Here is a 26,890-nt window from a genome sequence, read left to right on the forward strand (position 1 = left end):
GCACGTGGTGTCTCACGTGCATCCAGAAAAAATCCCCGAGAAGCAGGAGCCAGCCCCCAGTGAGCGGTGACAAACCCCTGACCATCCTGATCGCGGCGGATACCTACCCGCCGGATATCAACGGGGCGGCGGTCTTCTCCCACCGGTTGGCCACGGCCATGCAGTCGCGAGGGCATACGGTCCACGTCGTGGCAGCGCGTGACGTGAACGGCCCAGGAATCGTCGAGCACCGTCGCGAAGCGACCGTGCATCGGCTGCGTTCGCACAGCCAGCCCACCAAATCGACGCTCCGCTTATGTCTGCCGTGGGAAGCCAAACGTGATATCGGGCGCATCCTGGATGAGATCAAACCCGATATCGTGCATGTGCAGTGCCACTACATGGTCGGGCAGGCGGCCGTGAACGAAGCAGAAAAGCGCGGAATCAGAACCGTCGCGACCAACCACTTCATGCCGGAGAACCTGGACCCGTTCTTGCCGTTCCCGAAGTGGTTCAAACGCATTGTGGCCCGCAACTCCTGGCGCGACATGGGCAAGATCATGGGCAAGGCCGCAGTGGTCACGACGCCCACGCCCTTGGCTGCGCGTGCCATGATGACCCACGCGCGGCTGCGTCGGGTCCTGCCGTTGTCCAACGGCATCAACGCCTCCAACTACCAGATCGACCCCGGCGAAACGGTTCCCCGGGCCCAACATCCCATGCTCCTGTTCGTGGGCCGGCTGGCCGTGGAGAAGAACGTCGACGTGCTGGTCCAAGCGTTGAGCCTGACCCGGAGCGAACCGGCTCCGCATCTGACCATTGTCGGTAGCGGGGAACAACGCGGGCCGCTCGAGCGGCGGGTGGCCGAATTGGGGCTTCAGGACCGCGTACATTTCACCGGCCATATCGAGGACGCTGAACTACGCGTCGCCTATCTGCAGGCCGATGTGTTCTGCCAGCCCGGAACCGCCGAACTCCAGTCGCTGGTGACCCTCGAAGCACTCTCCGCCTCCACGCCGGTGGTCTTGGCCGATGCGATGGCGTTGCCGCATCTGGTGGACAACGGAGTCAACGGCTACCTGTTCACCCCTGGGGACCCGAATGATCTGGCGAAAAAGGTGGACGCCATCCTGGGCCTGGAGGCCTCCGAACGGGCCCGGATGGGTGCCGCCGGTTTGAAGAAGGCCGAACAACACAGCGAAACGAAGACGATGGATATCTTCGAAGCGCTCTACCGGGGTGCCGGCGCCGACGATTTCCTGGTCGCCCCGGACGCTTGAGTGGCCACTGCGGTACCGGTTTCCATTAGGATGACAAGGGCCGCGGTGCCGAACGCGGCCTGTGCCGAGGGGCGATAGCTCAGTTGGTTAGAGCAAGGGACTCATAATCCCTGGGTCGTGGGTTCAAGCCCCACTCGCCCCACACGTCCGACCGGTACGCGAGAGCGTGCCGGTCGGATCCACCGGCAGAACCTGGGCCATAGCTTGCACGTCGACCGGGGAGGCCAGCATGGAGCGGACCTTGCATATCGTCATGTTCACCGACCAGCATCCCGAGACGCTCGGGGGAATGCAGACCTCGGTTCAGCTCCAGCGCAAATATCTGGAGCGGGCAGGTCACCGGGTGACCATCGTGGCCCCGGCACTCCGCGGCCGGGCATCCGATACCGACGCCCACGTGTTGACCCTTCCCAGCGTGGCACTGGGACCGGGTGAGTACGGGATGACCCTGCCCACCGCGCGCACCATCAGAACCCTCGTCTCCCGTTTGCGGGCCCGTGGGCCCGTGGACCTGCACCATGTGCAAGCAGATTTCTGGGGTGCAGCCATCGGATACGCTGCCGCCGAGAGGCTGGGGGTCCCCGTGGTACACACCATGCATAACCACCTTCAAGCGGGGCTGAAGGCGACCATGCCGTTACCCGGACTGTTCCAACGCGGTTTCGGGCTCATGCAAAAACGTGTTCTGCACACCGGTGAGCCGCCGGCTGGCGACGCGTGGACGTATTTGCGTGGCTTTGCCTCCCGTGCCGGGGCCGTGACCGCTCCGTCGACCCATTTCGCCGAGCTGCTGAAGGAGCACGGGGTCTGTTCTCGGCTGGAGGTGATTCCCACCGGGCTGGACGACGACGTCGCGCAGCGCCTGCTCGAAGAACCCCGTTTGGAGTCCACACGGGAGCGCCCACGGCTGGTCTGGATCGGACGTTTCAGTGCGGAGAAGCGTTTGATTCCCTTCCTGCGCGCGGTGGCCGCCTCGGGGATCCGAGCCGATGTGCACATCTTCGGGGATGGGGCCGAACGCCAACGTGCCGAACGGATCGCCGCGGATATCACCGCCTCGACCATCACGTTCCGCGGTCGCGTTCCTTATGCCCTGATGCTCTCCGAGCTGCGCCACAGCGATGCGCTGGTCCAGACCTCGCAGGGCTTCGAAACCCAGGGCATGACCGTCTATGAGGCGGCAGCCTTGGGAACCCCGGCCGTGCTCAGCGATCACCGCATTGCCGCCGACCTGCCGCGGCAGCTGCTCTGGCTCACCGACGACGATACCGTCGAGGGGCTGGCCCGGACCCTGCGTCGGGCGACCGCCGACCTGTTGCACGGCAGTCGGGAACCCCTCGAAGCGGCGGAGGCAGGGAAGCTGCTGCAAAGCCGCCAGACAGAACTCATGCTCGGGGTCTACGGTCGAGTCCTCGACGACTCGCCCCCTCGGGAACGGGCAACAGAATAGAAGGACGCCGGTCCATCAGCAGTGACAGCGGATCGATGTAGTCACCCTTGAGGCGGACGCCCCAGTGAAGGCAGAATCCCGCACAGTGCCCGCCGGCGCCCACGCTGGCGACCTGCTGGCCGGAGACGACCCGGGTGCCGACCGTCAGCTCTGTCACGACCGGCTCAAAACTGGAGACCAGTCCACCACCGTGGTCGATGGTCAGCACCTGGCGATCGACGACCACCCCGGAAAACCGAACGACTCCGTCGGCAGGAGAATCAACCCCCGTGCCTGCCCCGGCCCGCAGGTCCACGCCACGATGCCCGGCAGCCCACGGTGCTGGAGGGGCGGCGAAGGGATCCATGAGTGCCTCCGGGCCACCGAGCGGCCAAGACCACTGGCCGGTCCCCGCCGCAGCATCGGCGCCCCGCGCCTCGGCAGGACCGGCGGGGCTCGCCGATCCACCCCCGACCAGTAGCGCCATGGACAGGACCACGACGACGGGCCAACGGAAAGCTCGGGGGAGGGGCATGAGTCGATCCTGCAGCGCTGGATGGGCTGCCGCATCCCCCGCGCAGGAGGCCGTGGGAAACCAGGGCGCGGTGGCTGCTGTGGAGGGTTCGGTGTCGTCCATTCGGTGCCCGCCGCTGTAGTACACTATTAATCGCAGTTCTGTGAGTGGAAGGCCTGTGCCTACAGGCAAGAAACGACTGGAACTGACTTCGCGTATTGCGTCTCCACTTTTTGATGCCGTCTCTTGGCGGCTTCCCACGGGTGGAACCTGCAGCCAACGGTCCGGAAACCCGGTGGGCTGAGGGGGCCGGAAACGGCGGCCGATACCAGGGGCACCACCGACCGGTGGAATGCCACATAACCGAAACAACAGGTGGTTACCGCGGTCCCTGCCGGGACCGGACTGCTACCGCCGGAAGGAGTTGCGACATGCCCGTCGTAACCATGCGCCAGCTGCTCGACAGCGGCGTCCACTTTGGCCACCAGACCCGTCGCTGGAACCCGAAGATGAAGCGCTTCATCTTCACCGAGCGCAACGGCATCTACATCATCGACCTCCAGCAGTCGCTGTCCTACATCGACCGCGCCTACGAGTTCGTCAAGGCCACCGTCGCCCACGGCGGCACCGTGCTGTTCGTCGGCACGAAGAAGCAGGCCCAGGAGGCCATCTCCGAGCAGGCCACCCGCGTGAACCAGCCCTACGTGAACCAGCGCTGGCTCGGCGGCATGCTGACCAACTTCGCCACGGTCTCCCGGCGGGTTGCCCGCATGAAGGAGCTCGAGGAAATCGACTTCGACGACGTCGCAGGCTCGATGTACACGAAGAAGGAACTGCTGCTGATGCGCCGCGAGCTCACCAAGCTGCAGACCAACCTCGGTGGCATCCGCAACCTGACCAAGGCACCGTCGCTGCTCTGGGTTGTCGACACCAAGAAGGAACACCTGGCTGTCGACGAGGCACAGAAGCTGAACATCCCGGTGGTCGCCATTCTCGACACCAACTGCGATCCTGACGAAGTCGATTTCCCGATCCCGGGCAACGACGACGCCATCCGCTCCGTGAACCTGCTGACCCGCGTCGTCGCCGACGCCGTGGCCGAGGGCCTGATTGCCCGCAGCAATAAGCAGAGCGGGAACACCGAAGCCGCCGCAGAGCCGATGGCCGAGTGGGAGCGCGAGCTGCTCGAGGGCAACGCCAAGACGGACGAAGCCAAGGTTGCTGCCGAAGAGGCAGCACCGGCAGCCGACGCCGAACCGGAGGCTCCCGCACAGGAAGCCGCCGCCGCAGCGGAGGCAACCACCGAGGCAGCAGCCGAGAAGCCTGCCGAGGACGCCAAGTAACACCTTTGGGCTAAGAGGAGCCGGCGGGCCACACGGCCCGCCGGCTCCGCTCAAACCGGGGCTGGTCCCCGCCGGTATGGCACCGGAAGAACAAGCTAGATCACCACTGAGAATGGGGTTGCACATGGCGAACTACACCGCCGCTGATATCAAGGCGCTTCGTGAGCGTACCGGCGCAGGCATGATGGATGTGAAGAAGGCCCTCGACGAGGCCAACGGTGATGCCGAGAAGGCCATCGAGGTCATCCGTGTCAAGGGCCTCAAGGGCGCCACCAAGCGTGAAGGCCGTTCCGCGGCCGAAGGCCTCGTGGCCGCCAAGGTCGTCGACGGCAACGTCGGCTACATGATCGAAATCAACTGCGAGACCGACTTCGTCGCCAAGAACGATAAGTTCATCGCCCTGGCCAACCAGGTCCTCGAGGTCGCCGTCTCCACCGGCGCAGCCGACCTGGAGGCACTGCTCGGCGCCGACGTGAACGGCAAGAAGCTTGCCGACGTCGTCGTTGAAGAAGGCGCCATCCTGGGTGAAAAGGTCGTCGTCCGTCGCATGGCACGCCTCGAAGGCGCCACGGTTGATGCCTACCTGCACAAGACGTCCAAGGATCTCCCGGCGCAGGTCGGCGTGCTCATGGCCGTCGACGGCAACGGCGACGAAGCACATACCGTGGCCCACGACGTGGCCGTGCACACCGCTGCACTGGCCCCGACGCACCTGAGCCGCGAGGACGTCTCCGCCGAGACCGTCGCCAACGAACGTCGTATCGCCGATGAGACCGCACGGGCCGAAGGCAAGCCGGAAGCCGCGCTGTCGAAGATCGTCGAAGGCCGCCTCACCGGGTTCTTCAAGGAGATCGTGCTGCTGGATCAGCCGTTCGCCAAGGACTCCAAGAAGCTGGTCGGCAAGGTCCTCGAGGAAGCCGGAGTGAAAGCTACCGGGTTCGCTCGTTTCCGCGTAGGCTCCTAGCAGCTACACGGCGGCCGGATTCCGCCCGCCCAAGCGGCAGTGATCAAGGGGGCGGCCACCACTACGGTGGCCGCCCCCTTGCCACGCCCAGACCTTTCCAGAACCACTGCACGACGGCGGACCCGGCTCCGCCAGAGGAGGCCCACCGTGGAAGAAACCACCCAGATGGAACAGACCCACCCCACCCATGAAACAGGGGCCCGGCGCCGGGTCCTCCTCAAGCTCTCCGGAGAGGTCTTCGGCGGTGGCAAGGTCGGCGTTGACCCGGTCACCGTGCGCGGTATTGCCGAGCAGATCGCCGCAACCGTCGGTGAAGTCGAGACGGCGATCGTGGTCGGGGGAGGAAACTTCTTCCGCGGGGCCGAATTGTCCCAGTCGGGGATGGACCGTTCCCGCGCGGACTACATGGGCATGCTCGGTACCGTCATGAACTGCCTGGCCCTGCAGGACTTCCTCGAGCAGGCAGGGGTGGAAACCCGGGTGCAATCGGCGATCAGCATGGCCCAGGTGGCCGAGGCCTACATCCCGCGCCGTGCGATCCGTCATCTGGAGAAGAACCGTGTGGTGATCTTCGGAGCCGGCGCCGGCCTTCCCTACTTCTCTACCGACACCGTCGCCGCCCAGCGGGCGCTGGAAGTACGCGCCGACGTCGTACTCATGGGCAAAAGCGGTGTTGACGGGGTCTACACCGCCGACCCGAAGAAGGACCCGACAGCCGAACGTCTGAGCACGCTGACCTACGACGAGGCACTGCTGAAGGACATCCGGGTGATGGACCAGACGGCGATGACCATGTGCAAGGACAACGGGCTGGAAATGCTGGTCTTCGGGATGGAAGGCGAGGGTAACGTCACCCGCGCCATTCGCGGCGAGGCCCGGGGCACACGCGTCACCGTCTAGCCCGGTGGCATAGGATGAATGTTGAGCTCGGAAACCATCCCGGGTACCGCTGAGCGGCCCGGATTCGTAAGGAGAGAGTAGTGATCGAGGAAACCCTGCAGGACGCCAACGAGAAGATGGATCGGTCCCTCGAAGCGGCGAGGGAGGACTTCGCCACGATCCGGACCGGTCGGGCCAACCCCGGCCTGTACTCCAAGGTGCTGGTTGATTATTACGGAGCCGCCACGCCACTGCAGCAGCTGGCCTCCTTTGGTGTCCCCGACGCCCGGACCATCCTGATCACCCCCTTCGATGCCACCGCCCTGCGGGCCATCGAGAAGGCTCTGAGCGACTCCGAAATCGGCGCCAATCCCTCCAACGACGGCAAGGTCATTCGCGTGACGTTGCCCGAACTGACGGAGGAACGCCGGAAGGAATACGTGAAGATCGTCAAGGGCAAGGGCGAAGACGCCAAGGTGGCCATGCGCAACCACCGCCGCAAGGCCAAGGAGTCCATGGACAAGATGGTCAAGGACGGTGACGTCGGTGAGGATGACGGCGTCCGGGGCGAGAAGGACCTGGATGCGCTGACCAAGAAGGCCACCGACGCGATTGACGAGATGCTCAAACGCAAGGAAGCCGAGCTGCTGGACGTCTAATGCCCATTCCGACGCAACCCGACGGCGCCGACGGCCGCCCCGGCGAAGCGCCGGGAGCCCCCCAGGCGACCCCGGGCCAGATGTCACGACGCCAACGGCGCGAACTCGACGCCAAGCCCTCCAAAGCCGGGAGGAACCTGCCGGCGGCGATCGGTGTTGGTGTGGTCCTGCTCGGGGCCGTGCTGGTGGGACTATTTTTCTTCCCGCTGGCGTTCGTCGGCATCGTCGCGGTCTTCGCCGTCGTCGGTTCATGGGAAGTCAGCAGGGCCCTGGCCGCGGCGAAGACCGAGGTGCCCCTGCCCCCTTTGGCGGTGGCCGGCGTCGTTCTCCCCTTCTCCGCGTATCTGGGCGGAGCGGAGGCGCTCGGCTTTGCCGTGGCCGGAAGCATCCTGCTGGTGTTGATCTGGCGGATTGTTGAAGGCGCCGCCGGGGCCTTCCGTTCCGTGGTCGCCTCAACTTTCGTGGTCCTCTGGGTCCCGTTCCTCGCCAGTTTCGCCATCCTGCTGATGCAGGAGCAGCGAGGCAAGATCCTGGTGTCCGTGGTCGTGCTCCTGGTCGTCGCCAACGATACCTTCGGGTATCTGGTCGGCGCCTCGATGGGCAAGCACCCGATGGCACCAAAGATCAGCCCGAAGAAGTCCTGGGAAGGTTTCGCCGGTTCCTGTGCCGGGGCGATCATCGTGGGCATCCTCTGCGTCGTGTTCCTGCTCGACAGCCCGTGGTGGATCGGCATCCCCCTGGCCTTGGCTACCGTCGCGGCAGCAACGGCAGGTGACCTGGCCGAATCGATGGTCAAGCGCGAGCTGGGCATCAAGGACATGAGCAACCTGCTCCCGGGCCACGGCGGCGTGATGGATCGTCTGGACTCGGTCGTCTTCTCCATTCCCATTGGCTACATTATTTCGGTGTTGTTGCTGCCCGGGGCGGACGGCACGATCGGGCTGCTGCTGCCTTAGGATGGGGTCAGTAGTGTTGAGGCCGGATGCGGCCACCGTGAAATTGTTCATCATGTGCAGTGCAAGCTTGAGGGAAGTTCATTGAGTCAGGAAAGCCAACAGAAGACCCAAACCCCCTTCAATCGGGTCGAGTCAGGGGAATTCGGCTACAACGTCAAGCAAGTCGACCATTTCCTGGCCCGCGCCCGTGCGACCTATAACGGGACCGGAGACGATGACAGCGTGGTCACCAGCCACCTGGTTCGCCGCACCTCCTTCGAACCTCAGAAGGGCGGCTACTCCGCCCAGGAGGTCGACGCTGCACTGGACCGTCTCGAGGACGTCTTTGCCCAACGGGAGCGGGACGCCCTGATCGAAACCGAGGGCGAAGACGCCTGGCTTGAGCAAGTCGGTCGGCTCTCAGCGATCCTCCGCGGACGTCTGCACCGGGAACCGGGCGAACGGTTCCGCCGCCCGAGCCGGCGCAACGCACCCAGCTATAACGTCGAGGACGTCGACTCCTTATGCACCCAACTGCTCGCGTACTTCGAGGAGGACGTGCCGATGAGCGTTGATGCCGTCCGCCGGATCGCCTTCCGCGAGGCAGTCGGCAAGGACGGATACGAGGAGAGCCAGGTCGACGCCTTCCTGGACCGTGTCGTGGAGTTGATGGCCTCCATCGACTGATCCGCAGCTACTGCGGGCCAGCGGCCCCGTGGGCCGTCGTCCGCTCGGGGGCATGCAGGCGAGCCATCACCCGTGTGATCGCCTCGGGGGAGGGCCCCCGGGTGGCCCGGGACACCAGCACGGTGACAATGAACGCCAGCGGGACCGTCCATGCCGCTGGCTGGCTAACTACCTCGCGGGCCAACCCGGAAAGCTGGGGCATCGACGAAACCGCTGCCATGGCCGCGGCACATCCCACGGCCCCGCACAGCATGCCCGCGACGGCGCCGGCAGCCGTCAGGCCCCGCCACCAAATGCCCAGCAGGAGCAGCGGACAAATCGTTGAGGCGGTAAACGCGAAGACAGCCCCGATGGCCCCTGCCAGCGCCAAGGTGCTGGTTCCCAGGGCCAAAACCAGCGGAATGACGCTGGCCAGCACCGTGGCAAAACGGAAGCCGCGCACGGTCCCTCCGAAGAGATCCTGGCTGATCACCCCGGCCAAGGAGACCACCAGACCGGAGGTCGTGGACATGAAGGCGGCGAACGCCCCACCAATGACCAGGGCGGTCAACACGTTCCCCATCGTCCCGCCCACGATGCGGGTGGGGAGCAACAATACCGTCGCGTCCGCGTTTCCTTCCGAAACCAGCTCCGGAAGGTAGGCCCGGCCCAGGACTCCCAGGATCGTGGGGAACAGGTAGAACAAGGACAGCAGCCCCAGGACGATCAACGTGGTCCTGCGGGCCGAGGCACCATCGGGATTCGTATAGAACCGCACCAGCACATGCGGCAACCCGAGGGTGCCGAAGAGCAAGGCGACGATCAGCGAAATCGTCGCGTAGATCCCCGAACGTCCCAGTACTTGCTGGGGCAGGTCGAAGGCGAGACCGCCCAGGGTGGGGGACTGGCCGGTCACCCCCAACTGCAGCAGCAGGAAAACCGTGGGGATGGCCAAAGCCCCGAGCTTGAGCCAGAACTGGAAGGCCTGGACGAAGGTGATCGAACGCATCCCACCGGCCAACACCGTCAGGCAGACCACGGTCATCACCAGCCCGGCGCCCAACCATCCGGGGAGACCGGTGGTGATCCCCAAAGTGAGCGAAGCACCATGGAGCTGCGGGACGATGTAGAGCCACCCGACCACGACCACCATGATGCTGGTGACCAACCGTACGGTGCGGCCCGCCAACCGGATCTGGGCGAAGTCGGGCACCGTATAGGCTCCCGAACGGCGCAGCGGGGCGGCCACAAAGAGCAGCAGCATCAGATAACCGGCCGTATACCCGATCGGGAACCAGAGGGCGTCCTGACCCGAGACGACGATGAGCCCGGCGATCCCCAGGAAACTCGCCGCGGAAAGGTACTCTCCGCCGATCGCCGAAGCATTCCACCAGGGTTTGACGGTCCGTGAAGCGACATAGAAGTCGCCGGTGGTCCGCGAGAGGCGGAGCCCGTGCACGGCGATCAGGACCGTGGAGATGACGACGGCGGCAATCGCCAGCAGCGAAGTTCCTGCGTTCATTCGCGGGTCACGTCCACGTATTGTCGCTCATAGCGGGCGCTGACACGGTTGTAGAGGAAAGCCCCCAGGAGGATGATCGGGTAGACTCCGACCCCCAAAACGAGCCAGGGCAGCGGGATGGTCAGCAGTCGGATGTCCTGGATCTGCGGCCAGAACGTGACCACGACGGCCAGGCACAGTAGAAGCAGCAGAAAGCCCAGCGCCACCGATAACGACAAACGCAATTGCGAACGGATCAGTGACCTGACGTAGAACTCCGCTGCGGGGTCATGGGTGGCCCGACGTCGGGACACCCCCAGGGGTGCTCCTTCCGGGGCGGTGACTCGCACCCGAGCCGGGCGGGAGCCGGCTGCGGAGGGCTGCCCGGAATCAGGGGTGCTCATAGTGGTCGGATGCGGTTGGCGGCCAATTGTTCGCGCAGCAACGGCAAGGCACGACGACTCACCGGTAGTTCGGTATCCCCGACGACGACCGAGGCCTTGCCCGGCGCCAACTTCACCTGATCCACCCGGTCCATGGCCACCAGATAGCCGCGATGGATGCGCAGATACCCTGCCGAGTTCCATTGCTGCTCCAGATCGTTCAACGGGACCCTGATGAGGTAGCTGGCTTCGGCGGTATGCAGCCGGGCATAGTCCCCCTGGGCCTGGACGTAGCGGATCTCATCGCGCCGGATCATCCGGGTGATCCCGCCCTGGTCAACGGTGATGACCTCGGGTTCCTCCGGACCGTCCTGGATCAGCTCACAGACCCGCCGCACCGATTCGGCCAACCGTTCCGGGCGGATCGGTTTGAGCACATAATCGACGGCCGCCAGTTCAAAAGCCTCCAGCGCCTGCGCCTCATCGGCGGTGACGAAGACGACGGCGGGAGGGCGGCTGAATCGAGAAATGACCCGGGCAATGTCCAGCCCGGATAAGGAAGGCATGTGGATGTCCAAGAAGAGGGCATCGACGTCGAACTCCTGGAGTGCCTTCAGGGCCGCGGCACCCGAGGTGGCCCGGTGAATCTGCCCCACCCGGGAGTCACGTTCCAACAGGAAGGCCAGTTCCTCGACGGCGGGCAGCTCATCATCGGCAACGACGACATTGATCATGCTCATAGTCTAGGGATAGCCGTGCCGCTGGGCACTTACAGCGGTGGGCCGGCGTCATTACCGGGCTGGAATTTGGGGATCCGCACGGTGATGAGCGTCCCGGCACCAGGGGCCGTGTCGATGACCAGCCCGTGATCATCGCCGTAGAGTTGGCGCAGGCGGACATCGACATTGCGCAGCCCCACGTGGATGCCGTCGGTGGTCCCCGCCAATAACGAGCGCAGTTCCTGCGGGTCGATGCCCACCCCGTCGTCCTCGACGGTGATCTCGGCGAATGCTCCGTCATCTGCGGCCGTCAGGGTGATCAAACCGCCGTTGGCTTTGCCCTCGAGGCCGTGGCGCACCGCATTCTCCACCAACGGCTGCAGCGACAGGAACGGGATGACGGTGCTCAGGACCTCGGGGGCGATCGCCAGCGATACCCTGATGCGTTCGCCGAATCTGGCCTTTTCCAAGAGCAGGTAGCGGTCGATGGCCTGCAGTTCTTCGGCCACGGTGGTGAAGTCACCGTGCCGGCGGAAGGAATACCGGGTGAAATCGGCGAATTCCACGACGAGCGTCCTGGCCCGTTGCGGGTCGGTATTGATGAACGAGGCAATCGCATTGAGGCTGTTGTAGATGAAGTGTGGGCTGATCTGGGCCCGCAGGGCGCGCACTTCGGCTTCCATCAAGAGGGCCCGTGATTCATCCAGCTCGGCCAAACCCAGCTGGGCGGCCACCCAGGCAGCCAACTCGGTGGTGGCCCGCACCAGCCCGGCGTTGGCCCGTGGGGCCAGGGCCACGACGGTTCCCACGGCCTGGCCGCGAACCATGATGGGTGCATAGACACCGTCGGCACCCTGCCCACGAATCACCTGTGTCCGGGCGGCCCGCACGGCGTCGGAGGAGTGTTCTTCGATCCTGCCCGGTTCCCGGGATACGGTCTCGGCAAGCACACCGTCTACGGCCAGAACCGTTGTTTCGTCGGTGATCGCCAGACCCTCGCAACCGAGCACGTCACGGAGATGCCGTGCTGCCCTGCCGGCTCCTTCGGCTTGAAGCCCCGAACTGAAATGCGGGGCAGCCTGGGACACCCGGTGCAATGTCTCGTACGTGGCCCGATCGGCATCGGTCCCCAGCTCGCGGGAAGCGCGCAGCACATGGAAACCGACGTAGTAGACCACTGCCACGGCGATCGTGAGGATCGCAATGATCAGTGTGGTCTGGGCGGCAGCGGAAAGCATGCAGTCAGCTTAGACGCCGGCCTGCGGGGTCACCGGGGCAGGGCGTTGACCGCCGTGTCGGGGCCGACCGTTCGGCGGGAGGAGTGACCGCTCGGCGCACGGAGCCCACCGCTGGGCCACGACATGATGTGAGGTGCTTCACTATCACCGGGTGGTGATCGAGAGTGATGGGAGTCACCTCTCCGCCGAGGATGCGTGTTGACACGGTTTGTCCGTCGGCGGATGGATGCCACCACTTTGAGGAGAAAAAAATGGCCCACCCCACCACCCCGGACCCCGCTCCGCAGGACGACGCCGATGACGCCGCCGTCAGGACCGACCCAGCCCCGGACCAGGTGTCCGAAGAATTCATGGCCGTCCAGGCCAGCGACGAGTTCCAAGACCTTCGCAAAACACAACGCAGCTTCATCTTCCCGATGGCCATCGCGTTCCTCGTGTGGTATTTCGCCTATGTGCTGCTGGCCGACTATGCGCACGACTTCATGTCGATCAAGGTGATCGGGAACATCAACCTGGGGCTTCTCCTGGGGCTGCTCCAATTCGTCTCGACCTTCGGTATCACCGCTGCCTACGTCCACTTCTCGAACAGGAAGCTGGACCCACGAGCCACCGCGCTGCGCGAACGACTCGAAGCCAACGTCGACGAAGGAGACCTGAAATGAGCCTTCTGGGCCTGAGCGCGGCGGCACCTCTGGCCGCGGCGACGGAATCAACGTCGGTGGGCAGCCCCATCGTCAACATCAGCATCTTTGCGCTCTTCGTCGGCGTCACCTTGGTGATCGTGTTGAAGGCCAGCAAGAACAACAAGACGGCAGCCGACTACTACGCCGGCGGTCGGTCCTTCACCGGAACCCAGAACGGGACAGCGATCGCGGGGGACTACCTTTCGGCTGCCTCGTTCCTGGGGATCGTCGGCGCGATCGCCATCAACGGTTACGACGGCTTCCTCTACTCCATCGGCTTCCTGGTGGCGTGGCTGGTCGCCCTGCTGCTCGTGGCAGAGATGCTGCGCAACACGGGCAAGTTCACCATGGCCGATGTCCTGTCTTTCCGGCTCAAGCAGCGGCCCATTCGCATCGCGGCGGCCATCACCACGCTCTCGGTGTGCCTGTTCTACCTGCTGGCCCAGATGGCCGGCGCCGGCGCCCTGGTTTCGTTGCTGCTGGGCATCGACGGTCGAGTCGGCCAGTCGTTGGTTATCACCGTCGTGGGCGCCCTGATGATCGTCTACGTACTGGTCGGCGGCATGAAGGGCACCACCTGGGTGCAGATCGTCAAGGCCTGCCTGCTGATCGCCGGCGTGCTGGTGATGACCGTCTGGGTACTGTCCATGTACGGTTTCAACCTTTCGGCGCTGCTCGGCGACGCCGTGGAAACCGCCAATAATCCGGCCCTGCTTGATCCGGGCCTGAAGTACGGCGTCTCCGAAGCATCCAAGCTGGACTTCGTTTCCCTGGCGCTGGCGCTGGTGCTCGGTACCGCTGCCCTGCCGCACGTGCTGATGCGCTTCTACACGGTCCCCACCGCGAAGGAGGCCCGCAAATCGGTGGTCTGGGCGATCTGGCTCATCGGGGCGTTCTACCTGTTCACCCTGGTCCTGGGCTACGGCGCCGCAGCATTGATCGGCCCGGAGCGCATCACCAACGCACCGGGAGGCGTGAACTCCGCGGCCCCGCTGCTGGCGTTCGAACTCGGAGGCCCGATCCTGCTCGGGGTGATCTCGGCGGTGGCCTTTGCGACCATCCTGGCCGTCGTGGCCGGACTGACGATCACCGCTGCCGCATCGTTCGCCCACGATATCTACGCCAACGTCATCGCCAAGGACAAGACGACCCCGCAGAAGGAGATGAAGGTCGCCCGCCGGACGGTGGTCGTGATCGGCATCGCAGCCATCGTGGGCGGCATTGGTGCCCAGGGGCAGAATGTGGCCTTCCTGGTCGCCCTGGCCTTCGCCGTCGCCGCGTCGGCGAACCTGCCGACCATCGTGTACTCGCTGTACTGGAAGCGCTTCTCCACCCAGGGCGCCGTCTGGTCGATGTACGGCGGCCTGGCGACCGCGATCATCCTGATCGCGTTCTCCCCGGTCGTTTCCGGCACCGAGACCTCGATGATCACCAGCGCGGACTTCGCGATCTTCCCGCTGAGCAACCCGGGCATCGTCTCGATTCCGCTGGCGTTCCTGCTGGGTTGGTTGGGCACCGTGCTCAGCAACCGGAAGGAAGACCCGGCGAAGCAGGCCGAAATGGAAGTTCGTTCACTGACCGGTTTCGGGGCAGAGAAAGCGACCGACCACTAGGTCCTCCACCCCCGGATTCTTCATCCGGTACGACGGCGGGAGCCGGGTTCGCGAGAGCGGACCCGGCTCCCGCCATGTCGTCACCATGGTCCGTCGCCTCCGAGGACCCGTTCCTGAGCATCGGTAGCAGAGGCTCCATGCTTTCGAACTGTTCGATGGACAGCGTGGGATCGGTGATGTCCTCCCGAGGCGTCGGCGCCGGCTTGGTTGCCGTTGCCGTATCGGGTCAGGGCCGCCACCACCACTAGTCTGCCGTCGCCACCGCAGAGCTCGCTCAGATACGGCGTTCCAGCAGCGGGAGCATCCGGTGGGGGATGAGCTCGGCCATCGACAACGAGGTGTCCGCACGCTCGATCCCGTCGATATCGAGGATTGCTCCGTTGACACGGAACAGGTCCTCGGCGCCACGGGCCACGACGGTGGCCAAGATATCCGCTGTACCGCTGAGCCCATGGGCTTCCACCACCTCGGGGATGCGGGCCAAGGCCTCAGTGATGTCGCCGAGCTTCTTCTGCTGGACATGGATGTGCACGAAGCTGGTCAGCGGGTAGCCCAGGGCGGCGGGATTGATCCGGCGTTCGAAGGAAAGAAAAGCCCCGTGGTTCTCCAGCCGATTCAACCGCGCCTGCACGGTGTTGCGGGATAAGCCCAACGTCGTCGCCAAGGCAACGGTGGTCGCCTTCGGATCCAGCGCCAGGGCACCCAACAGTTTGTGATCAAGCTCATCCAAGTCAGTCATAATGCGCAACCGTATCAGGTAAGCCCTCGCGCTCACCGTGCAGAGTGCTCAGAGAATTTATTGATGGTTGTGCGCACTGCTTCTTGTGAGTACCGTCACAGGTAGGGGACGACGACGAAGTCCGCCCCGCCGTTCGGACACCGGAGCACCCATCCGGCAACCAGCGAGTCGGCCGACGAACAACGAAGGACGCAGCGCAGACCATGAATAATCCACAGGCAGCCGGTGAGCGGGGCGACGAGCTGATCCAGCTCATCGACCCCAGCGGACGCCGCACCCCGCACGGGGAATTCGACCCTTGGGTCACCGACATCGATGTGGAGGCCCTGCGCCGCCTGCATACCGATATGGTGGCCATCCGTCGTGTCGACCATGAAGGGACGGCACTCCAACGCCAGGGTGAACTCGCCCTCTGGCCACCGCTTTTGGGGCAGGAAGCAGCGCAGATCGGCGCCGGCCGGGCGCTGGAAGACGACGACTTCATTTTTCCCTCCTACCGGGAGACGGGCCTGGCCTACTGCCGCGATATCAGCGCCGAGGACACCCTGCGCGTCTGGCGTGGCAACGCCTACAGCGGCTGGGACCCCTTCGGGAAAAATATGGCCACCCCACAGATCATCATCGGGGCCCAGGCGCTCCACGCCGTCGGCTACGCCATGGGCATCAAATACGACGGCGGCTCGCAAGCAGCGATCACCTTCTTCGGCGACGGCGCCACCAGCCAGGGTGACGTCAACGAAGCCATGGTTTTCGCCGCCAGCTATCAGGCGCCGGTGGTCTTCTTCTGCCAGAACAACCACTGGGCGATCTCCGAGCCGGTGGACGTGCAAAGCCTGACCAACATCGCCGACCGATCACCAGGCTTCGGCATCCCGTCGCTTCGGGTCGACGGCAACGATGTGCTGGCCTGTCTGGCGGCCACCCGGATCGCCCTGGATCGTGCCCGGAGTGGCAACGGCCCGACCTTCATCGAGGCAGTGACCTACCGGATGGGCCCGCACACCACGGCGGATGACCCCACACGCTACCGCGATGCCAACGAACTGGACCTCTGGGCTGCCAAGGACCCGATCGAACGCCTCGAGAAGCACCTGGTCGGCCTGGGGGTCGACGAGACCGAGCTGAAGGCAGCTGCCGAGGAAGTGGCCGACGGCGTGGCGGCCAGCCTGCGCAAGGGCATCATCGGTTTGGAAGACCCCGAGCCGATGGCCGTCTTCGATCACGTCTATTCGCAGCCGCACACGGCCCTGGATCGTCAGCGGGAACACTATGCGCTGTATCAGGAACAATTCGCCGACACCGGGTCGGCCACGGAAGAGGGTGCGCGATGAGCAAGCTGACATTCGGCAAGGCCCTGAATGCTGGTATGCGCCAGTCCATGGAAGCCGACTCAAAAGTCGTGCTCATGGGGGAGGACATCGGAAAACTCGGAGGGGTCTTCCGCATCACTGATGGGTTGCAGAAGGACTTCGGCGAACATCGGGTCATCGATACCCCACTGGCCGAATCCGGCATCGTCGGTACAGCTGTTGGCATGGCCTACCGGGGCTTCAGGCCCGTGGTCGAGATCCAGTTCGACGGATTCGTCTACCCGGCTTTCGACCAGATCGTCAGCCAGGTCGCCAAACTGCACTACCGCACCCATGGAATGGTCTCCATGCCGCTGACCATCCGCATCCCTTTTGGCGGAGGCATTGGTTCCCCCGAACACCATTCGGAGTCCCCGGAAGCCTATTTCGCCCATACGGCAGGATTGCGCGTGGTCAGCCCCTCGACCCCGCAGGACGCCTTCGTCATGATGCAGCAGGCCATCGCCTGTGATGATCCCGTGGTCTTCTTCGAACCGAAGCGCCGCTACCACGAGCGCGGCGAAGTCGACCTGGAGGCCGTGGTTGCCGGGTCCGAAATGGGCAGTGCCGCCGTGCGCCGCCCCGGTACCGACGTCACCCTGGTGGCCTACGGCGCCCAGGTCAAGACGGCACTGTCGGCGGCCACCGCAGCGGAGGACGACGGGATTTCCGTTGAGGTCATCGACCTGCGTTCCATCTCGCCGATCGACTTCGACACCATCGAAGCCTCGGTGAAGAAGACCGGCCGCCTCGTCGTGACCCATGAGGCCAGCCAAAATCTGGGCCTCGGAGCGGAAATCACCTCGGGCATCACCGAACGCTGCTTCTACCAGCTCGAGCATGCTCCCGTACGGGTCACGGGCTTCGATATCCCCTACCCCTACTCGAAGCTGGAAATGCACCACCTGCCCGACCTGGACCGCATCCTCGATGGCGTCGACCGGGTCATGGACCGCCCCAATTCCCTGAGCAGTCTGGAAGGCTAGATGAGTACAGTGCTGAAGGTTTTCAAACTTCCCGATCTCGGCGAAGGACTGACCGAATCCGAAATTGTCAGCTGGAAGATCGCCGTCGGCGATACCGTCCAGCTGAATCAGATCATTGCCGAGGTGGAAACCGCCAAGGCCGTGGTGGAGTTGCCCAGCCCGTATTCCGGGGTGGTCACCGAGCTGCACGAGCAGCCCGGCACCGTCGTTGAGGTCGGTAACCCGATCGTTTCCTTCGACGTGCCCGGAGAGGCGTGCTCCGGCGACGCACCCGTCGGGCCATCGGATTCGGCCGAAGCCGCTGCCGAGGACGAGGCCCCCGCCCAGCGGGAACCCACTCTGGTTGGATACGGTGCCGAAGTCGAGACCGGCAAACGCCCGGCCCGGAGGTCGCGTGCCCAGGGGGCCGCGAGCACGGCAGCCGCCGCGACACCGGCCCCCGCGGCCCGGGTTCCGGCGACCGAGCGACCCCGCTCCACCCCTCCGGTCCGCAAACTTGCCCGTGATCTCGGCGTCGACCTGGAACAGGTGGGCGGCAGCGGTCCGCGCGGACTGATCACCCGGGACGATGTCACCGCGGCCCATGCGGCAGGATCCTCGGCGGGGGAGGGCGCCCCCTCTGAGGGATCACCCACCCAGAGCGCCGGAACCGTGGCTGCCGGAGGAACGAAGACCCTGGGCGGCCAACCGCGCGAGGTACGCACGCCGATTAAGGGGATGCGCAAGCACACCGCGCAGGCCATGGTCGATAGCGCCTTCACCGCTCCGCATGTCACCGAGTTCCTGACCGTTGATGTGACCCCGATGATGGAGCTGCTCACCCGGCTGCGTGCCGATCGTGCCTACCAGGACGTGAAGCTCACCCCGCTGACGATCGCGGCCAAGGCCGTCTGCATCGCCCTGGAACGCCAGCCGACCCTGAACTCACGCTGGGATGCCGCCGCCGGTGAGATCGTCCAGCAGAACTACGTGAACCTGGGCATTGCCGCTGCCACCCCCCGCGGCCTCATGGTCCCCAATATCAAGGACGCCCAGGGGTTGGACTTCACGTCCCTGGCGGACGCTTTACGGGATCTGGCCATCACGGCCAAAGCCGGCAAGTCGGCGCCGGAGGATCTGCGCGGTGGAACGTTCTCGATCACGAACATCGGGGTTTTCGGTATTGATGCTGGCACCCCGATCTTGAACCCCGGCGAAGCGGCCATCCTGGCCCTGGGCCAGGTTCGTGAACAGCCGTGGGGCCACCAGGGCGAGGTGGTGCTGCGCCAGGTCACCACGCTGAGCCTGTCCTTCGACCACCGTGTCGTTGACGGGGAACAGGGGTCGCGGTTCCTGGCCGACGTGGGAACCATCATGGCCGACCCCGGCATGCTCATCACGATGCTCTAGGAGCTCTACGCACGAGCAAGGGGGCTGCACCGACGCGATGGTTCGCGTGGGTGCAGCCCCCTTGACGTGTCTGGAGGGGAAGAGCCTCAGGCCAATTCCATAATGTATTCCTTCACGACCGCTGCCCGGGCGTTGGCGAAACCATCGACCTCGCCGATCACCGCGAAACCACGCCGTTCCAGGACCTTCTGGCTGCCGATGTTGTCGGTCACCACACGGGCACGGATGGGACGTTCGGTGATCTCGCTGAGGAAGGCGTCCACGGCTGCCGTGGTGACGCCCTGCCCCCAGTATTTCCTGTCGGTCCAGAAGTCGAGTTCGATCACCTCGTCGTGGGAATCGGCCATGACGTAGCCGACGGCCCGGCCGTCCTGCTCGATGGCCCGGACGGTGGCCTTGGGATCATTGAGGATCAGTGACCAATGGTGGTCGAACACCCCTCGGTCCGCGGGGTTCTTGGCGGTGAATGCGGCCATGATATTGGCCTGGGGATCCTGCTGGTGCTCAAAGAACCAATCCAGGTCCGCTGGCTCGACGGGGCGAAGCTTCACGGTCAGTACCTCTCTACGACAACGGTGTTCTCTTGCGGTCCGGCCGGCAGGTGGACGCGATCCCCACCAGCCTACCGGTGTGATGCGGGCCTAGCCTACCGGGGCCTTCAGGGCAGCTAGCGCCATCGATACCAGGCGGCGTCGCCGGGTCACGGGGTCGGCGTCGGAACGGTGGGCCGAATGCGGGGTCGAGTTGATGAGTCCGAGGACCGACTGGGCGCGGAAGCGTGCCGCGGATTCGTTCTCTTCGGGGTGCAGCAGGCCCAGCTGTTGGGACCAGATTTCGATATAGGACCGCTGGAGGCGCCGCACCGTGGACTGGTCGGCCTCGGAGAGGCTGGCCATATCGCGATCCTGGACCCGAATCACGTCGCGGTGGCCGAGCGCGAAATCGGCGTGGAAACGGACCAGTTCCCCCAGCACCTCCTCGGGGCTGCCGCCGGCCTGCGCCACGGCACTTCCGCCGTCGTGCAGGTCATGGCTGACTTCGGTGAGCAGGGCGCCCAGTACTGCCGCCTTGCCGGCGAAATGGCGGTAGACGGCCGGCCCGCTGATGCCCGAGGCCGAGCCGAGGTCCTCGATGGAGACCCCGTGATAGCCGTGGGTGGCGAAGAGGCGTGCTGCTTCGTCGAGCAGGGTGGACCTGCGTGAGGCCTTGGCCTGGCTGCGGCCCGTTGTTTCGGCGCTGCTGTTCGCCGCATCGGGCGTCGCCTGGGGGGCGGGTTGGTGCTGCACGGCGCTACTCCATCCGCTGGCGTGAGGTGGCCCACAGGGCATGCTGGACATTTCAGTTAATGAATACTAACGTCTATTTCAGTTAGTACCTATTAACTCAAAGTACTGGTTGTCCTCCGAAGAACGGCAGCCACCCCCGACGCCGAGGAAGAGCTACCGATGGAAACCCTGGCCTCCCACCTGGACCCGGCGGCCGACGTCTTCGCCGAAAACGACGCCGCGCAGCGGGCCCTCGTGGCCGAATTGCGAACCCGCCTAGATACCGTCTCCCGCGGCGGGAGCGAAAAATCCCGTCGCCGCCACATTGAGCGCGGAAAGATGCTCCCGCGTGAGCGCGTCGATGCACTGCTTGATGAAGGATCCCCGTTCCTGGAGATCGCCCCACTGGCTGCGGAGGGCATGTACGACGGCGATTGCCCCGGCGCCGGAGTCATCGCCGGGATTGGCCTGGTGCACGGCCGGCAGGTCCTGGTCATCTCCAACGACGCCACCGTCAAGGGCGGTACCTACTACCCGATGACGGTCAAGAAACACCTGAGGGCCCAAGAAATCGCCTGGGAGAACCACCTGCCGTGCGTCTACCTGGTCGACTCGGGAGGAGCCTTCCTGCCCCGGCAGGACGAAGTCTTCCCCGACCGGGACCACTTCGGGCGGATCTTCTACAACCAGGCCAATCTCTCGGCCCGCAAGATCCCGCAGATCGCCGCGGTCATGGGCTCCTGCACCGCGGGAGGGGCCTACGTGCCGGCCATGAGCGATGAAACCGTGATGGTCCGCAACCAGGGCACCATCTTCCTGGGTGGGCCGCCGCTGGTGAAGGCAGCCACCGGCGAGGTCGTCACCGCCGAAGAACTCGGCGGAGCCGAACTCCATTCAAAAACCTCAGGAGTCAGCGACCACATCGCCGAAGACGACGGGCATGCCCTGCAGATCGTGCGGGATATCGTCGAAACGCTCCCGCCGCCGGCGGAACCCGCCTGGGACGTCATCGAATCCAGCGAACCCGTGGCAGATCCCGAGCAGCTCTACGGGGCGGTTCCCGTCGACGTCAACGGCCGCTACGACGTCCATGAGGTCATTGCCCGGATCACCGACGGCAGCGGATTCCACGAATTCAAGTCAGGTTACGGAACCACGCTGATCACCGGTTTCGGGCGGATCCACGGCCACCCGGTCGGCATCGTGGCCAATAATGGAGTCCTCTTCTCCGAATCAGCGCTCAAGGGCGCCCACTTCATCGAACTCTGCGACCAGCGCGGCATCCCGCTGGTCTTCCTCCAAAACATCTCCGGGTTCATGGTCGGACGCGACTACGAAGCCGGCGGCATCGCCAAGAACGGCGCCAAGATGGTTACCGCCGTGGCCACCTGCCGGGTACCGAAACTCACGGTCGTCATCGGCGGCTCCTTCGGTGCCGGCAACTACTCGATGTGCGGTCGGGCCTACTCACCGCGCTTCTTGTGGATGTGGCCTGCGGCCCGCATCTCGGTGATGGGCGGGGCCCAGGCAGCCTCGGTGCTCTCCACGGTCAAACGCGATGGGATCGAACGCTCCGGCGCATCCTGGAGCGAGGAAGCGGAGGAGTCCTTCAAGGAGCCGATCCGCGAACAATACGAGGACCAGGGCAATCCGTACTACTCCACCGCGCGTCTCTGGGACGACGGCATCATCGACCCCGCCGACACCCGCCGGGTGTTGGGCCTTGCCCTGGATGTCTGCGCCACCGAACCCCTGCCGGACACCTCGTTCGGCGTCTTCAGGATGTGAGCCTCCGATGAACGAAAACCACTTCGAAGCACCACGTGCCGACACACATCTTTTCGATACCGTGCTCGTCGCCAACCGGGGCGAGATCGCGGTGCGGGTGATCCGGACGCTGCGCCGGCTGGGCATCCGCTCCGTCGCCGTTTACTCCGAAGCCGACGCCGGGGCACGCCATGTCCGGGAGGCCGACGATTCCGTCTGCCTGGGCCCGGCAGCCGCAGCCGAAAGCTACCTGGACATCGACGCCGTGCTGTCTGCCTGCCGAAGCTCCGGCGCGCAGGCGGTCCACCCCGGCTATGGGTTCCTCTCCGAAAATCTTGAATTCGCGCGCGCCCTGGAGGGCTCGGGAATCACCTTCATCGGCCCCAGCGCCCACTCCATCAACCTGATGGGCGATAAGATCCGGGCTAAGAACCATGTGGCCAGCCACGATGTTCCCGTCGTCCCCGGGGTCGCCGACCCCGGTATGGACGATGCCGCCCTGATCGAGGCGGCGACCGGCGTCGGCTTCCCCCTGTTGATCAAGCCCTCGGCTGGCGGTGGAGGTAAAGGCATGCACGCGGTGGAATCCGCAGCTGAACTACCGGCGACCTTGCAGACCGCCCGCAGGGTCGCGCTGAGCTCCTTCGGCGACGACACGCTGCTGCTCGAACGCCTGGTGCGCAGCCCTCGACATATCGAGGTCCAGGTCCTGGCCGATACCCATGGGAACACCATCCACCTGGGGGAGCGCGAATGCTCGCTGCAGCGCCGCCACCAGAAAGTCATCGAGGAAGCCCCGGCACCCTTGCTGCAAATGCAGCCCGGTGGGGCCGAGATTCGCGAGCGGATCGGCCAGGCGGCAGTGAACGCCGCCCGCTCGGTCGACTACGTCGGGGCCGGCACCGTGGAATTCCTGGTCTCCGATGAGAACCCCGACGAATTCTTCTTCATGGAGATGAACACCCGTCTACAGGTCGAACACCCGGTGACCGAGGAAGTCGTGCGCTTCAACGACGAACGCGTGGACCTGGTCGAATGGCAGATCCGCATTGCCGCCGGACGGAGACTGGAACTGGAACAGGAGACCCTGACGCTGGAGGGCCACGCCATCGAGGCCCGGGTCTACGCCGAGGACCCGGCCCAGGGATTCCTGCCCTCCATCGGGACGATCCTGCGTGCCGAAGACCCCGTCGGTGAAGGCGTCCGTGTCGACTCGGGCATCACCACCGGATCGGAAATCACCCCCGACTACGACCCGATGCTGGCCAAGGTCATCGCCCATGGCTCCGACCGGGACCAGGCCTTGTCACGACTCGACACGGCGCTGGCCGAAACCATTATTCTCGGTGTCGAAACCAACCTCGAATACCTCAGGGCCCTGATTGCCGAACCCGATGTACAGGCAGGACGCCTGGACACCACGTTCATCGACCGATGGGGGATTCAGGCCAAGCGCAGCCCCAGCGAGTCGGAGCTGCAGTCAATCGCCCGCAGCTTCCTCGCCGTGGAACCGGTCGCCGCCTCGCGTTTGGGCGCCTGGAAGACCGATGGCTGGCGGCTGGGTACCCACCTGCCCCGGACCGTGCAGTTGGAGATCGACGGCGAACTGCATCCGGTACACCTGCCTCCGGAGAGCGACGGTGCCAACGGGTCAGCCGCCTCCGACGTCGTTCTGGCCTTCGCCGAAGTTCCCGGCAGTAACGGGCGGGAAGCCTGGGTCGGTTCCGCCGGCTACGGAGCCCACGTGCGCTGGCTGGACCGCCGAGCCGTCGTGCACCGCCGGTTGGCCAACCTCGAACGCGAGGAAGCCGGCGGCGATCCGGAATCCCGTTCGCCGATGCCCGGCACCGTCGTCTCGGTGCTGGTATCCACCGGTGACCACGTCGACGCCGGCCAACCGCTACTGGCCGTGGAGGCGATGAAGATGGAACATCCCCTCGTCGCCGGCCTGACCGGAACCGTCACCGTCCATGTCGCCGTCGGGGAGCACGTCGCCGCCGGAGCATCGGTGGCCACTGTGACCCCCGACCCCGAAACCACCACCAGCTAAGGATCCCTCCATGCCGAATCTCGAACTCGATGACGACTACCAGGACCTTTCCGACACCGTCCGCGACTTCGCCGACAACGTCGTCGCGCCGGTCTCCGCGAAGCACGACGAGGAACACAGCTTCCCCTACGAAATCGTTTCCCAGATGGGGGAGATGGGCCTGTTCGGCTTGCCCTTCCCCGAAGAGCACGGCGGCATGGGTGGGGACTACTTCGCCCTGTCGCTGGCCCTGGAACAGCTCGGTCGTGTCGACCAGTCGGTCGCGATCACCTTGGAAGCAGGAGTCTCCCTCGGCGCCATGCCGATCTACCGCTTCGGTACCGAGGCGCAAAAAGAGCAGTGGCTGCCGCAGCTGGCCAGCGGCCAGGCACTGGCAGGATTCGGCCTGACCGAACCCGAAGCAGGCTCGGATGCCGGCGGCACCCGGACCACCGCCCGTGAGGAGAGCGGGAACTGGGTGATCAACGGCAATAAGGAGTTCATCACCAACTCCGGCACCGACATCACCCGTCTGGTCACCGCCACCGCAGTCACCGGGACCTCGAAGCGCGCCGATGGTTCGGAGAAGAAGGAAATCTCCACCATTCTGGTACCCACCGACACCGCGGGCTTCACCGCGGAGAAGGCCTATAACAAGGTGGGTTGGAACGCCTCGGACACCCACCCGCTGACGTTCAAGGACGTCACCGTCCCGCAGGAGAACCTGCTGGGGGAGCGCGGCCGCGGTTTCGCGAACTTCCTGTCCATTCTCGATGAGGGCCGCATCGCCATCGCCGCACTGGCCACCGGTGCCGCCCAGGGGTGTGTGGACGAATCGGTCCGCTACGCCAAGGAGCGCACAGCCTTTGGTCAGAACATCGGCAAGTTCCAGGCCGTCTCCTTCAAGATCGCCCGGATGCAGGCCCGCGCCCACAGCGCCCGGCTGGCCTACTACGGTGCCGCCTCGAAGATGCTTGCCGGCAAGCCGTTCACCACCGAGGCCGCCATGGCCAAACTGATCGCCGGCGAAGCGGCGATGGACAACGCCCGGGACGCGACCCAGGTCTTCGGCGGTTACGGCTTCATGAACGAATTCCGGGTCGCCCGCCACTACCGTGACTCCAAGATCCTCGAGATCGGCGAAGGCACCACAGAGGTGCAGCTGATGCTCATTGCCCGCGAGCTCGGACTGTAGGAGGAGAACATGAACGCCGATGCAGTGAACGATGGCGGCACCCCGGCTCCGGGGAGGCGCGTGGTTCAACGCGGACTCTACTTCGACGAGCTCGAGGTCGGGACCGTGTATGCGCACAACCCGGGTCGGACGATGACCGAAACGGATAACGTCCTGTTCACCACGATGACCATGAACACCCAGGCCCTGCACCTGGATGCCGCCTTCAGCGCCACCCAACCCTTTGGGCAGCGGCTCGTGAACTCGATGTTCACTCTCGCCACCCTGGTGGGCCAGTCGGTGGGCCAGTTGACCCAGGGCACGATCATCGGCCAACTGGGCCTGAGCGACGTGAACTTCCCGCATCCGCTCTTCCATGGGGATACCCTCTACACGGAAACCGAGATCACCTCCCTGCGTCCCTCGAAGTCCAAGCCCGGGCAGGGGATCGCGACCATGAAGCACACCGGGCACAACCAGGACGGTGATGTGGTGGCCGAGGCCTCACGCACCGTGATGATGTGGACCGAAGCCGGGCATCTCGACGCGGCAGGAAAGCAGTCATGACCGATCCCCGGTACCCCGCCTTCATGATGGGCCCTGCCATCCTCTTCTGCCCGGCCGATCGGCCCGAACGCTATGCCAAGGCCTCCGATCGGGCCGACGCGGTGATCATCGACCTCGAAGACGCAGTCGCCGTGGCCGATAAACCGGCGGCCCGGCGGTCGGTGGTGGACACACCCTTGGATCCGGCACGCACGATCGTGCGGGTGAACCCCGTGGATACCGACGACTTCGCCCAGGATCTGGCCGCTGTCGGTCAGACCTCCTACACCACCGTGATGCTGGCCAAGACCGAAACCGTCGAACAGCTCAGGCAGTTGGCCGGCTACCGCGTCATCGCCCTCTGCGAGACGGCACTGGGCGTACTGAACGCGCCGGCCATCGCCGCCGAACCCAACGTCGTCGCGCTCATGTGGGGAGCAGAGGACCTGGTTGCCTCCCTCGGGGGGACCTCCAGCCGGCACGACGACGGTTCCTACCGTGACGTGGCCGTCCATGCCAGGGCCGCCGTCCTGCTGGCGGCGGGAGCCCACGGCAAGGTCGGCATCGACTCCGTGTACATCAACATCCCCGACACCGAGGGTCTCGCCGCCGAGACCCGCGATGCGGTGGCCAGCGGATTCGCCGCCAAGGCCAGCATCCACCCGGCGCAGATGACGGTGATCCGTGCCGCCTATGCCCCGGACCCGGAGGCGGTGCAACGGGCGCGGGCCATCCTGGAGGCGGCACGCACCGCCTCGGGAGTCTTCTCCTTCGAAGGACAGATGGTCGACGAGCCGTTGCTGCGCCACGCCCGCCGTCTGGTGGCCCGTATCGACGGCTAGCGGGATGGGTGTCGTTTTC

General features: G+C 65.2%; 27 protein-coding genes and 1 tRNA gene. 20 read left to right on the forward strand and 8 right to left on the reverse strand.

Features of this window, described 5'->3' with window-relative positions; all coding sequences use genetic code 11:
* Nucleotides 1-59: 59 nt before the first annotated feature.
* From CIK75_RS01250 to CIK75_RS01260, 3 genes are all read left to right on the forward strand, one after another.
* The gene (locus tag CIK75_RS01250) at nt 60-1,259 is read left to right on the forward strand and encodes a glycosyltransferase (protein WP_086994707.1); all 1,200 of its coding nucleotides are present in this window, start codon (nt 60-62) and stop codon (nt 1,257-1,259) included.
* Nucleotides 1,260-1,327: 68 nt separating this feature from the next.
* A tRNA-Ile gene (locus CIK75_RS01255) sits at nt 1,328-1,401 on the forward strand.
* Between the two features lie 87 nt (nt 1,402-1,488).
* Nucleotides 1,489-2,709, forward strand: a complete 1,221-nt coding sequence (locus CIK75_RS01260; protein ID WP_241895185.1) for a glycosyltransferase — start codon at nt 1,489-1,491, stop codon at nt 2,707-2,709.
* Here CIK75_RS01260 and CIK75_RS01265 read toward each other — a convergent pair.
* Complete coding sequence (locus CIK75_RS01265; protein WP_086994704.1) at nt 2,645-3,223, reverse strand: M23 family metallopeptidase; 579 nt, start codon at nt 3,221-3,223, stop codon at nt 2,645-2,647. The two genes, CIK75_RS01260 and CIK75_RS01265, sit on opposite strands and share 65 nt — an antisense overlap.
* Before the next feature lie 410 nt (nt 3,224-3,633).
* Here CIK75_RS01265 and rpsB point away from each other — a divergent pair, with 410 nt between their 5' ends.
* From rpsB to CIK75_RS01295, 6 genes are all read left to right on the forward strand, one after another.
* Nucleotides 3,634-4,545, forward strand: coding sequence for a 30S ribosomal protein S2 (rpsB, locus tag CIK75_RS01270; RefSeq protein ID WP_086994701.1), 912 nt, complete (start codon nt 3,634-3,636; stop codon nt 4,543-4,545).
* Nucleotides 4,546-4,669: 124 nt separating this feature from the next.
* Complete coding sequence (gene tsf, locus CIK75_RS01275) at nt 4,670-5,509, forward strand: translation elongation factor Ts (RefSeq protein WP_086994698.1); 840 nt, start codon at nt 4,670-4,672, stop codon at nt 5,507-5,509.
* Between the two features lie 165 nt (nt 5,510-5,674).
* Nucleotides 5,675-6,409, forward strand: a complete 735-nt coding sequence (pyrH, locus tag CIK75_RS01280; protein ID WP_086994877.1) for a UMP kinase — start codon at nt 5,675-5,677, stop codon at nt 6,407-6,409.
* Between the two features lie 80 nt (nt 6,410-6,489).
* The gene (frr, locus tag CIK75_RS01285) at nt 6,490-7,047 is read left to right on the forward strand and encodes a ribosome recycling factor (RefSeq protein WP_086994696.1); all 558 of its coding nucleotides are present in this window, start codon (nt 6,490-6,492) and stop codon (nt 7,045-7,047) included.
* Between the two features lie 80 nt (nt 7,048-7,127).
* Complete coding sequence (locus tag CIK75_RS01290) at nt 7,128-8,003, forward strand: phosphatidate cytidylyltransferase (protein ID WP_241895218.1); 876 nt, start codon at nt 7,128-7,130, stop codon at nt 8,001-8,003.
* A gap of 81 nt (nt 8,004-8,084) precedes the next feature.
* The gene (locus CIK75_RS01295) at nt 8,085-8,669 is read left to right on the forward strand and encodes a DivIVA domain-containing protein (RefSeq protein ID WP_086994691.1); all 585 of its coding nucleotides are present in this window, start codon (nt 8,085-8,087) and stop codon (nt 8,667-8,669) included.
* A 7-nt stretch (nt 8,670-8,676) separates the two neighbouring features.
* On the opposite strand, the gene CIK75_RS01300 is transcribed toward CIK75_RS01295, so the two are convergent.
* The 4 genes from CIK75_RS01300 to CIK75_RS01315 are packed head-to-tail and all read right to left on the reverse strand — an operon-like array spanning nt 8,677 to nt 12,489.
* Entirely contained in the window at nt 8,677-10,170 is a 1,494-nt protein-coding gene (locus CIK75_RS01300; protein ID WP_086994688.1) for a cation acetate symporter, read from the reverse strand.
* Nucleotides 10,167-10,553 (reverse strand): hypothetical protein, encoded by a 387-nt coding sequence (locus CIK75_RS01305; RefSeq protein ID WP_241895187.1) that lies wholly within the window; start codon nt 10,551-10,553, stop codon nt 10,167-10,169. The genes CIK75_RS01300 and CIK75_RS01305 overlap by 4 nt, the downstream gene beginning before the upstream one ends.
* Nucleotides 10,550-11,266, reverse strand: coding sequence for a LytTR family DNA-binding domain-containing protein (locus CIK75_RS01310; RefSeq protein WP_086994683.1), 717 nt, complete (start codon nt 11,264-11,266; stop codon nt 10,550-10,552). The genes CIK75_RS01305 and CIK75_RS01310 overlap by 4 nt, the downstream gene beginning before the upstream one ends.
* Before the next feature lie 35 nt (nt 11,267-11,301).
* Nucleotides 11,302-12,489 (reverse strand): histidine kinase, encoded by a 1,188-nt coding sequence (locus CIK75_RS01315; protein ID WP_086994680.1) that lies wholly within the window; start codon nt 12,487-12,489, stop codon nt 11,302-11,304.
* A 350-nt stretch (nt 12,490-12,839) separates the two neighbouring features.
* On the opposite strand from CIK75_RS01315, the gene CIK75_RS01320 reads away from it, so the two are divergent.
* The 3 genes from CIK75_RS01320 (at nt 12,840) to CIK75_RS16110 (ending at nt 15,033) form a co-directional block, all read left to right on the forward strand.
* Nucleotides 12,840-13,151 (forward strand): DUF485 domain-containing protein, encoded by a 312-nt coding sequence (locus CIK75_RS01320; RefSeq protein ID WP_241895220.1) that lies wholly within the window; start codon nt 12,840-12,842, stop codon nt 13,149-13,151.
* Complete coding sequence (locus tag CIK75_RS01325) at nt 13,148-14,785, forward strand: cation acetate symporter (RefSeq protein WP_086994674.1); 1,638 nt, start codon at nt 13,148-13,150, stop codon at nt 14,783-14,785. Before CIK75_RS01320 ends, CIK75_RS01325 begins: the two co-directional genes overlap by 4 nt.
* A 74-nt stretch (nt 14,786-14,859) precedes the next feature.
* Nucleotides 14,860-15,033 (forward strand): hypothetical protein, encoded by a 174-nt coding sequence (locus CIK75_RS16110; RefSeq protein WP_158225847.1) that lies wholly within the window; start codon nt 14,860-14,862, stop codon nt 15,031-15,033.
* A gap of 26 nt (nt 15,034-15,059) precedes the next feature.
* On the opposite strand, the gene CIK75_RS01330 is transcribed toward CIK75_RS16110, so the two are convergent.
* Nucleotides 15,060-15,524 carry an Lrp/AsnC family transcriptional regulator gene (locus CIK75_RS01330; protein ID WP_086994671.1) on the reverse strand — a complete coding sequence of 155 codons (465 nt, stop codon included), beginning with the start codon at nt 15,522-15,524 and terminating at the stop codon, nt 15,060-15,062.
* Between the two features lie 203 nt (nt 15,525-15,727).
* On the opposite strand from CIK75_RS01330, the gene pdhA reads away from it, so the two are divergent.
* The 3 genes from pdhA to CIK75_RS01345 are packed head-to-tail and all read left to right on the forward strand — an operon-like array spanning nt 15,728 to nt 19,248.
* Nucleotides 15,728-16,855 carry a pyruvate dehydrogenase (acetyl-transferring) E1 component subunit alpha gene (gene pdhA / locus CIK75_RS01335; protein ID WP_086994668.1) on the forward strand — a complete coding sequence of 376 codons (1,128 nt, stop codon included), beginning with the start codon at nt 15,728-15,730 and terminating at the stop codon, nt 16,853-16,855.
* Nucleotides 16,852-17,859 carry an alpha-ketoacid dehydrogenase subunit beta gene (locus CIK75_RS01340; protein ID WP_086994666.1) on the forward strand — a complete coding sequence of 336 codons (1,008 nt, stop codon included), beginning with the start codon at nt 16,852-16,854 and terminating at the stop codon, nt 17,857-17,859. Before pdhA ends, CIK75_RS01340 begins: the two co-directional genes overlap by 4 nt.
* The gene (locus CIK75_RS01345) at nt 17,860-19,248 is read left to right on the forward strand and encodes a dihydrolipoamide acetyltransferase family protein (RefSeq protein WP_241895189.1); all 1,389 of its coding nucleotides are present in this window, start codon (nt 17,860-17,862) and stop codon (nt 19,246-19,248) included.
* 86 nt (nt 19,249-19,334) lie between these two features.
* Here CIK75_RS01345 and CIK75_RS01350 read toward each other — a convergent pair whose 3' ends face one another.
* Complete coding sequence (locus CIK75_RS01350; RefSeq protein WP_086994664.1) at nt 19,335-19,799, reverse strand: GNAT family N-acetyltransferase; 465 nt, start codon at nt 19,797-19,799, stop codon at nt 19,335-19,337.
* 90 nt (nt 19,800-19,889) lie between these two features.
* On the reverse strand, nt 19,890-20,534 hold the full coding sequence (locus tag CIK75_RS01355; RefSeq protein WP_241895191.1) for a TetR/AcrR family transcriptional regulator: 645 nt from the start codon (nt 20,532-20,534) through the stop codon (nt 19,890-19,892).
* Nucleotides 20,535-20,693: 159 nt separating this feature from the next.
* Between CIK75_RS01355 and CIK75_RS01360 the strand changes: the two genes are divergently transcribed.
* The 5 genes from CIK75_RS01360 to CIK75_RS01380 are packed head-to-tail and all read left to right on the forward strand — an operon-like array spanning nt 20,694 to nt 26,871.
* Nucleotides 20,694-22,301 (forward strand): carboxyl transferase domain-containing protein, encoded by a 1,608-nt coding sequence (locus tag CIK75_RS01360; protein ID WP_096222976.1) that lies wholly within the window; start codon nt 20,694-20,696, stop codon nt 22,299-22,301.
* A gap of 7 nt (nt 22,302-22,308) precedes the next feature.
* Nucleotides 22,309-24,330 (forward strand): biotin carboxylase N-terminal domain-containing protein, encoded by a 2,022-nt coding sequence (locus CIK75_RS01365; RefSeq protein ID WP_096222977.1) that lies wholly within the window; start codon nt 22,309-22,311, stop codon nt 24,328-24,330.
* A 10-nt stretch (nt 24,331-24,340) separates the two neighbouring features.
* The gene (locus CIK75_RS01370) at nt 24,341-25,504 is read left to right on the forward strand and encodes an acyl-CoA dehydrogenase family protein (protein WP_086994654.1); all 1,164 of its coding nucleotides are present in this window, start codon (nt 24,341-24,343) and stop codon (nt 25,502-25,504) included.
* 9 nt (nt 25,505-25,513) lie between these two features.
* Nucleotides 25,514-26,050, forward strand: a complete 537-nt coding sequence (locus tag CIK75_RS01375; RefSeq protein WP_096222978.1) for a MaoC family dehydratase — start codon at nt 25,514-25,516, stop codon at nt 26,048-26,050.
* Nucleotides 26,047-26,871 (forward strand): CoA ester lyase, encoded by an 825-nt coding sequence (locus tag CIK75_RS01380; protein ID WP_241895193.1) that lies wholly within the window; start codon nt 26,047-26,049, stop codon nt 26,869-26,871. The genes CIK75_RS01375 and CIK75_RS01380 overlap by 4 nt, the downstream gene beginning before the upstream one ends.
* Nucleotides 26,872-26,890: the final 19 nt, after the last annotated feature.

The sequence above is a fragment of the Glutamicibacter sp. BW78 genome, assembly GCF_002332245.1.
GTDB lineage: Bacteria > Actinomycetota > Actinomycetes > Actinomycetales > Micrococcaceae > Arthrobacter_H > Arthrobacter_H rhombi_A.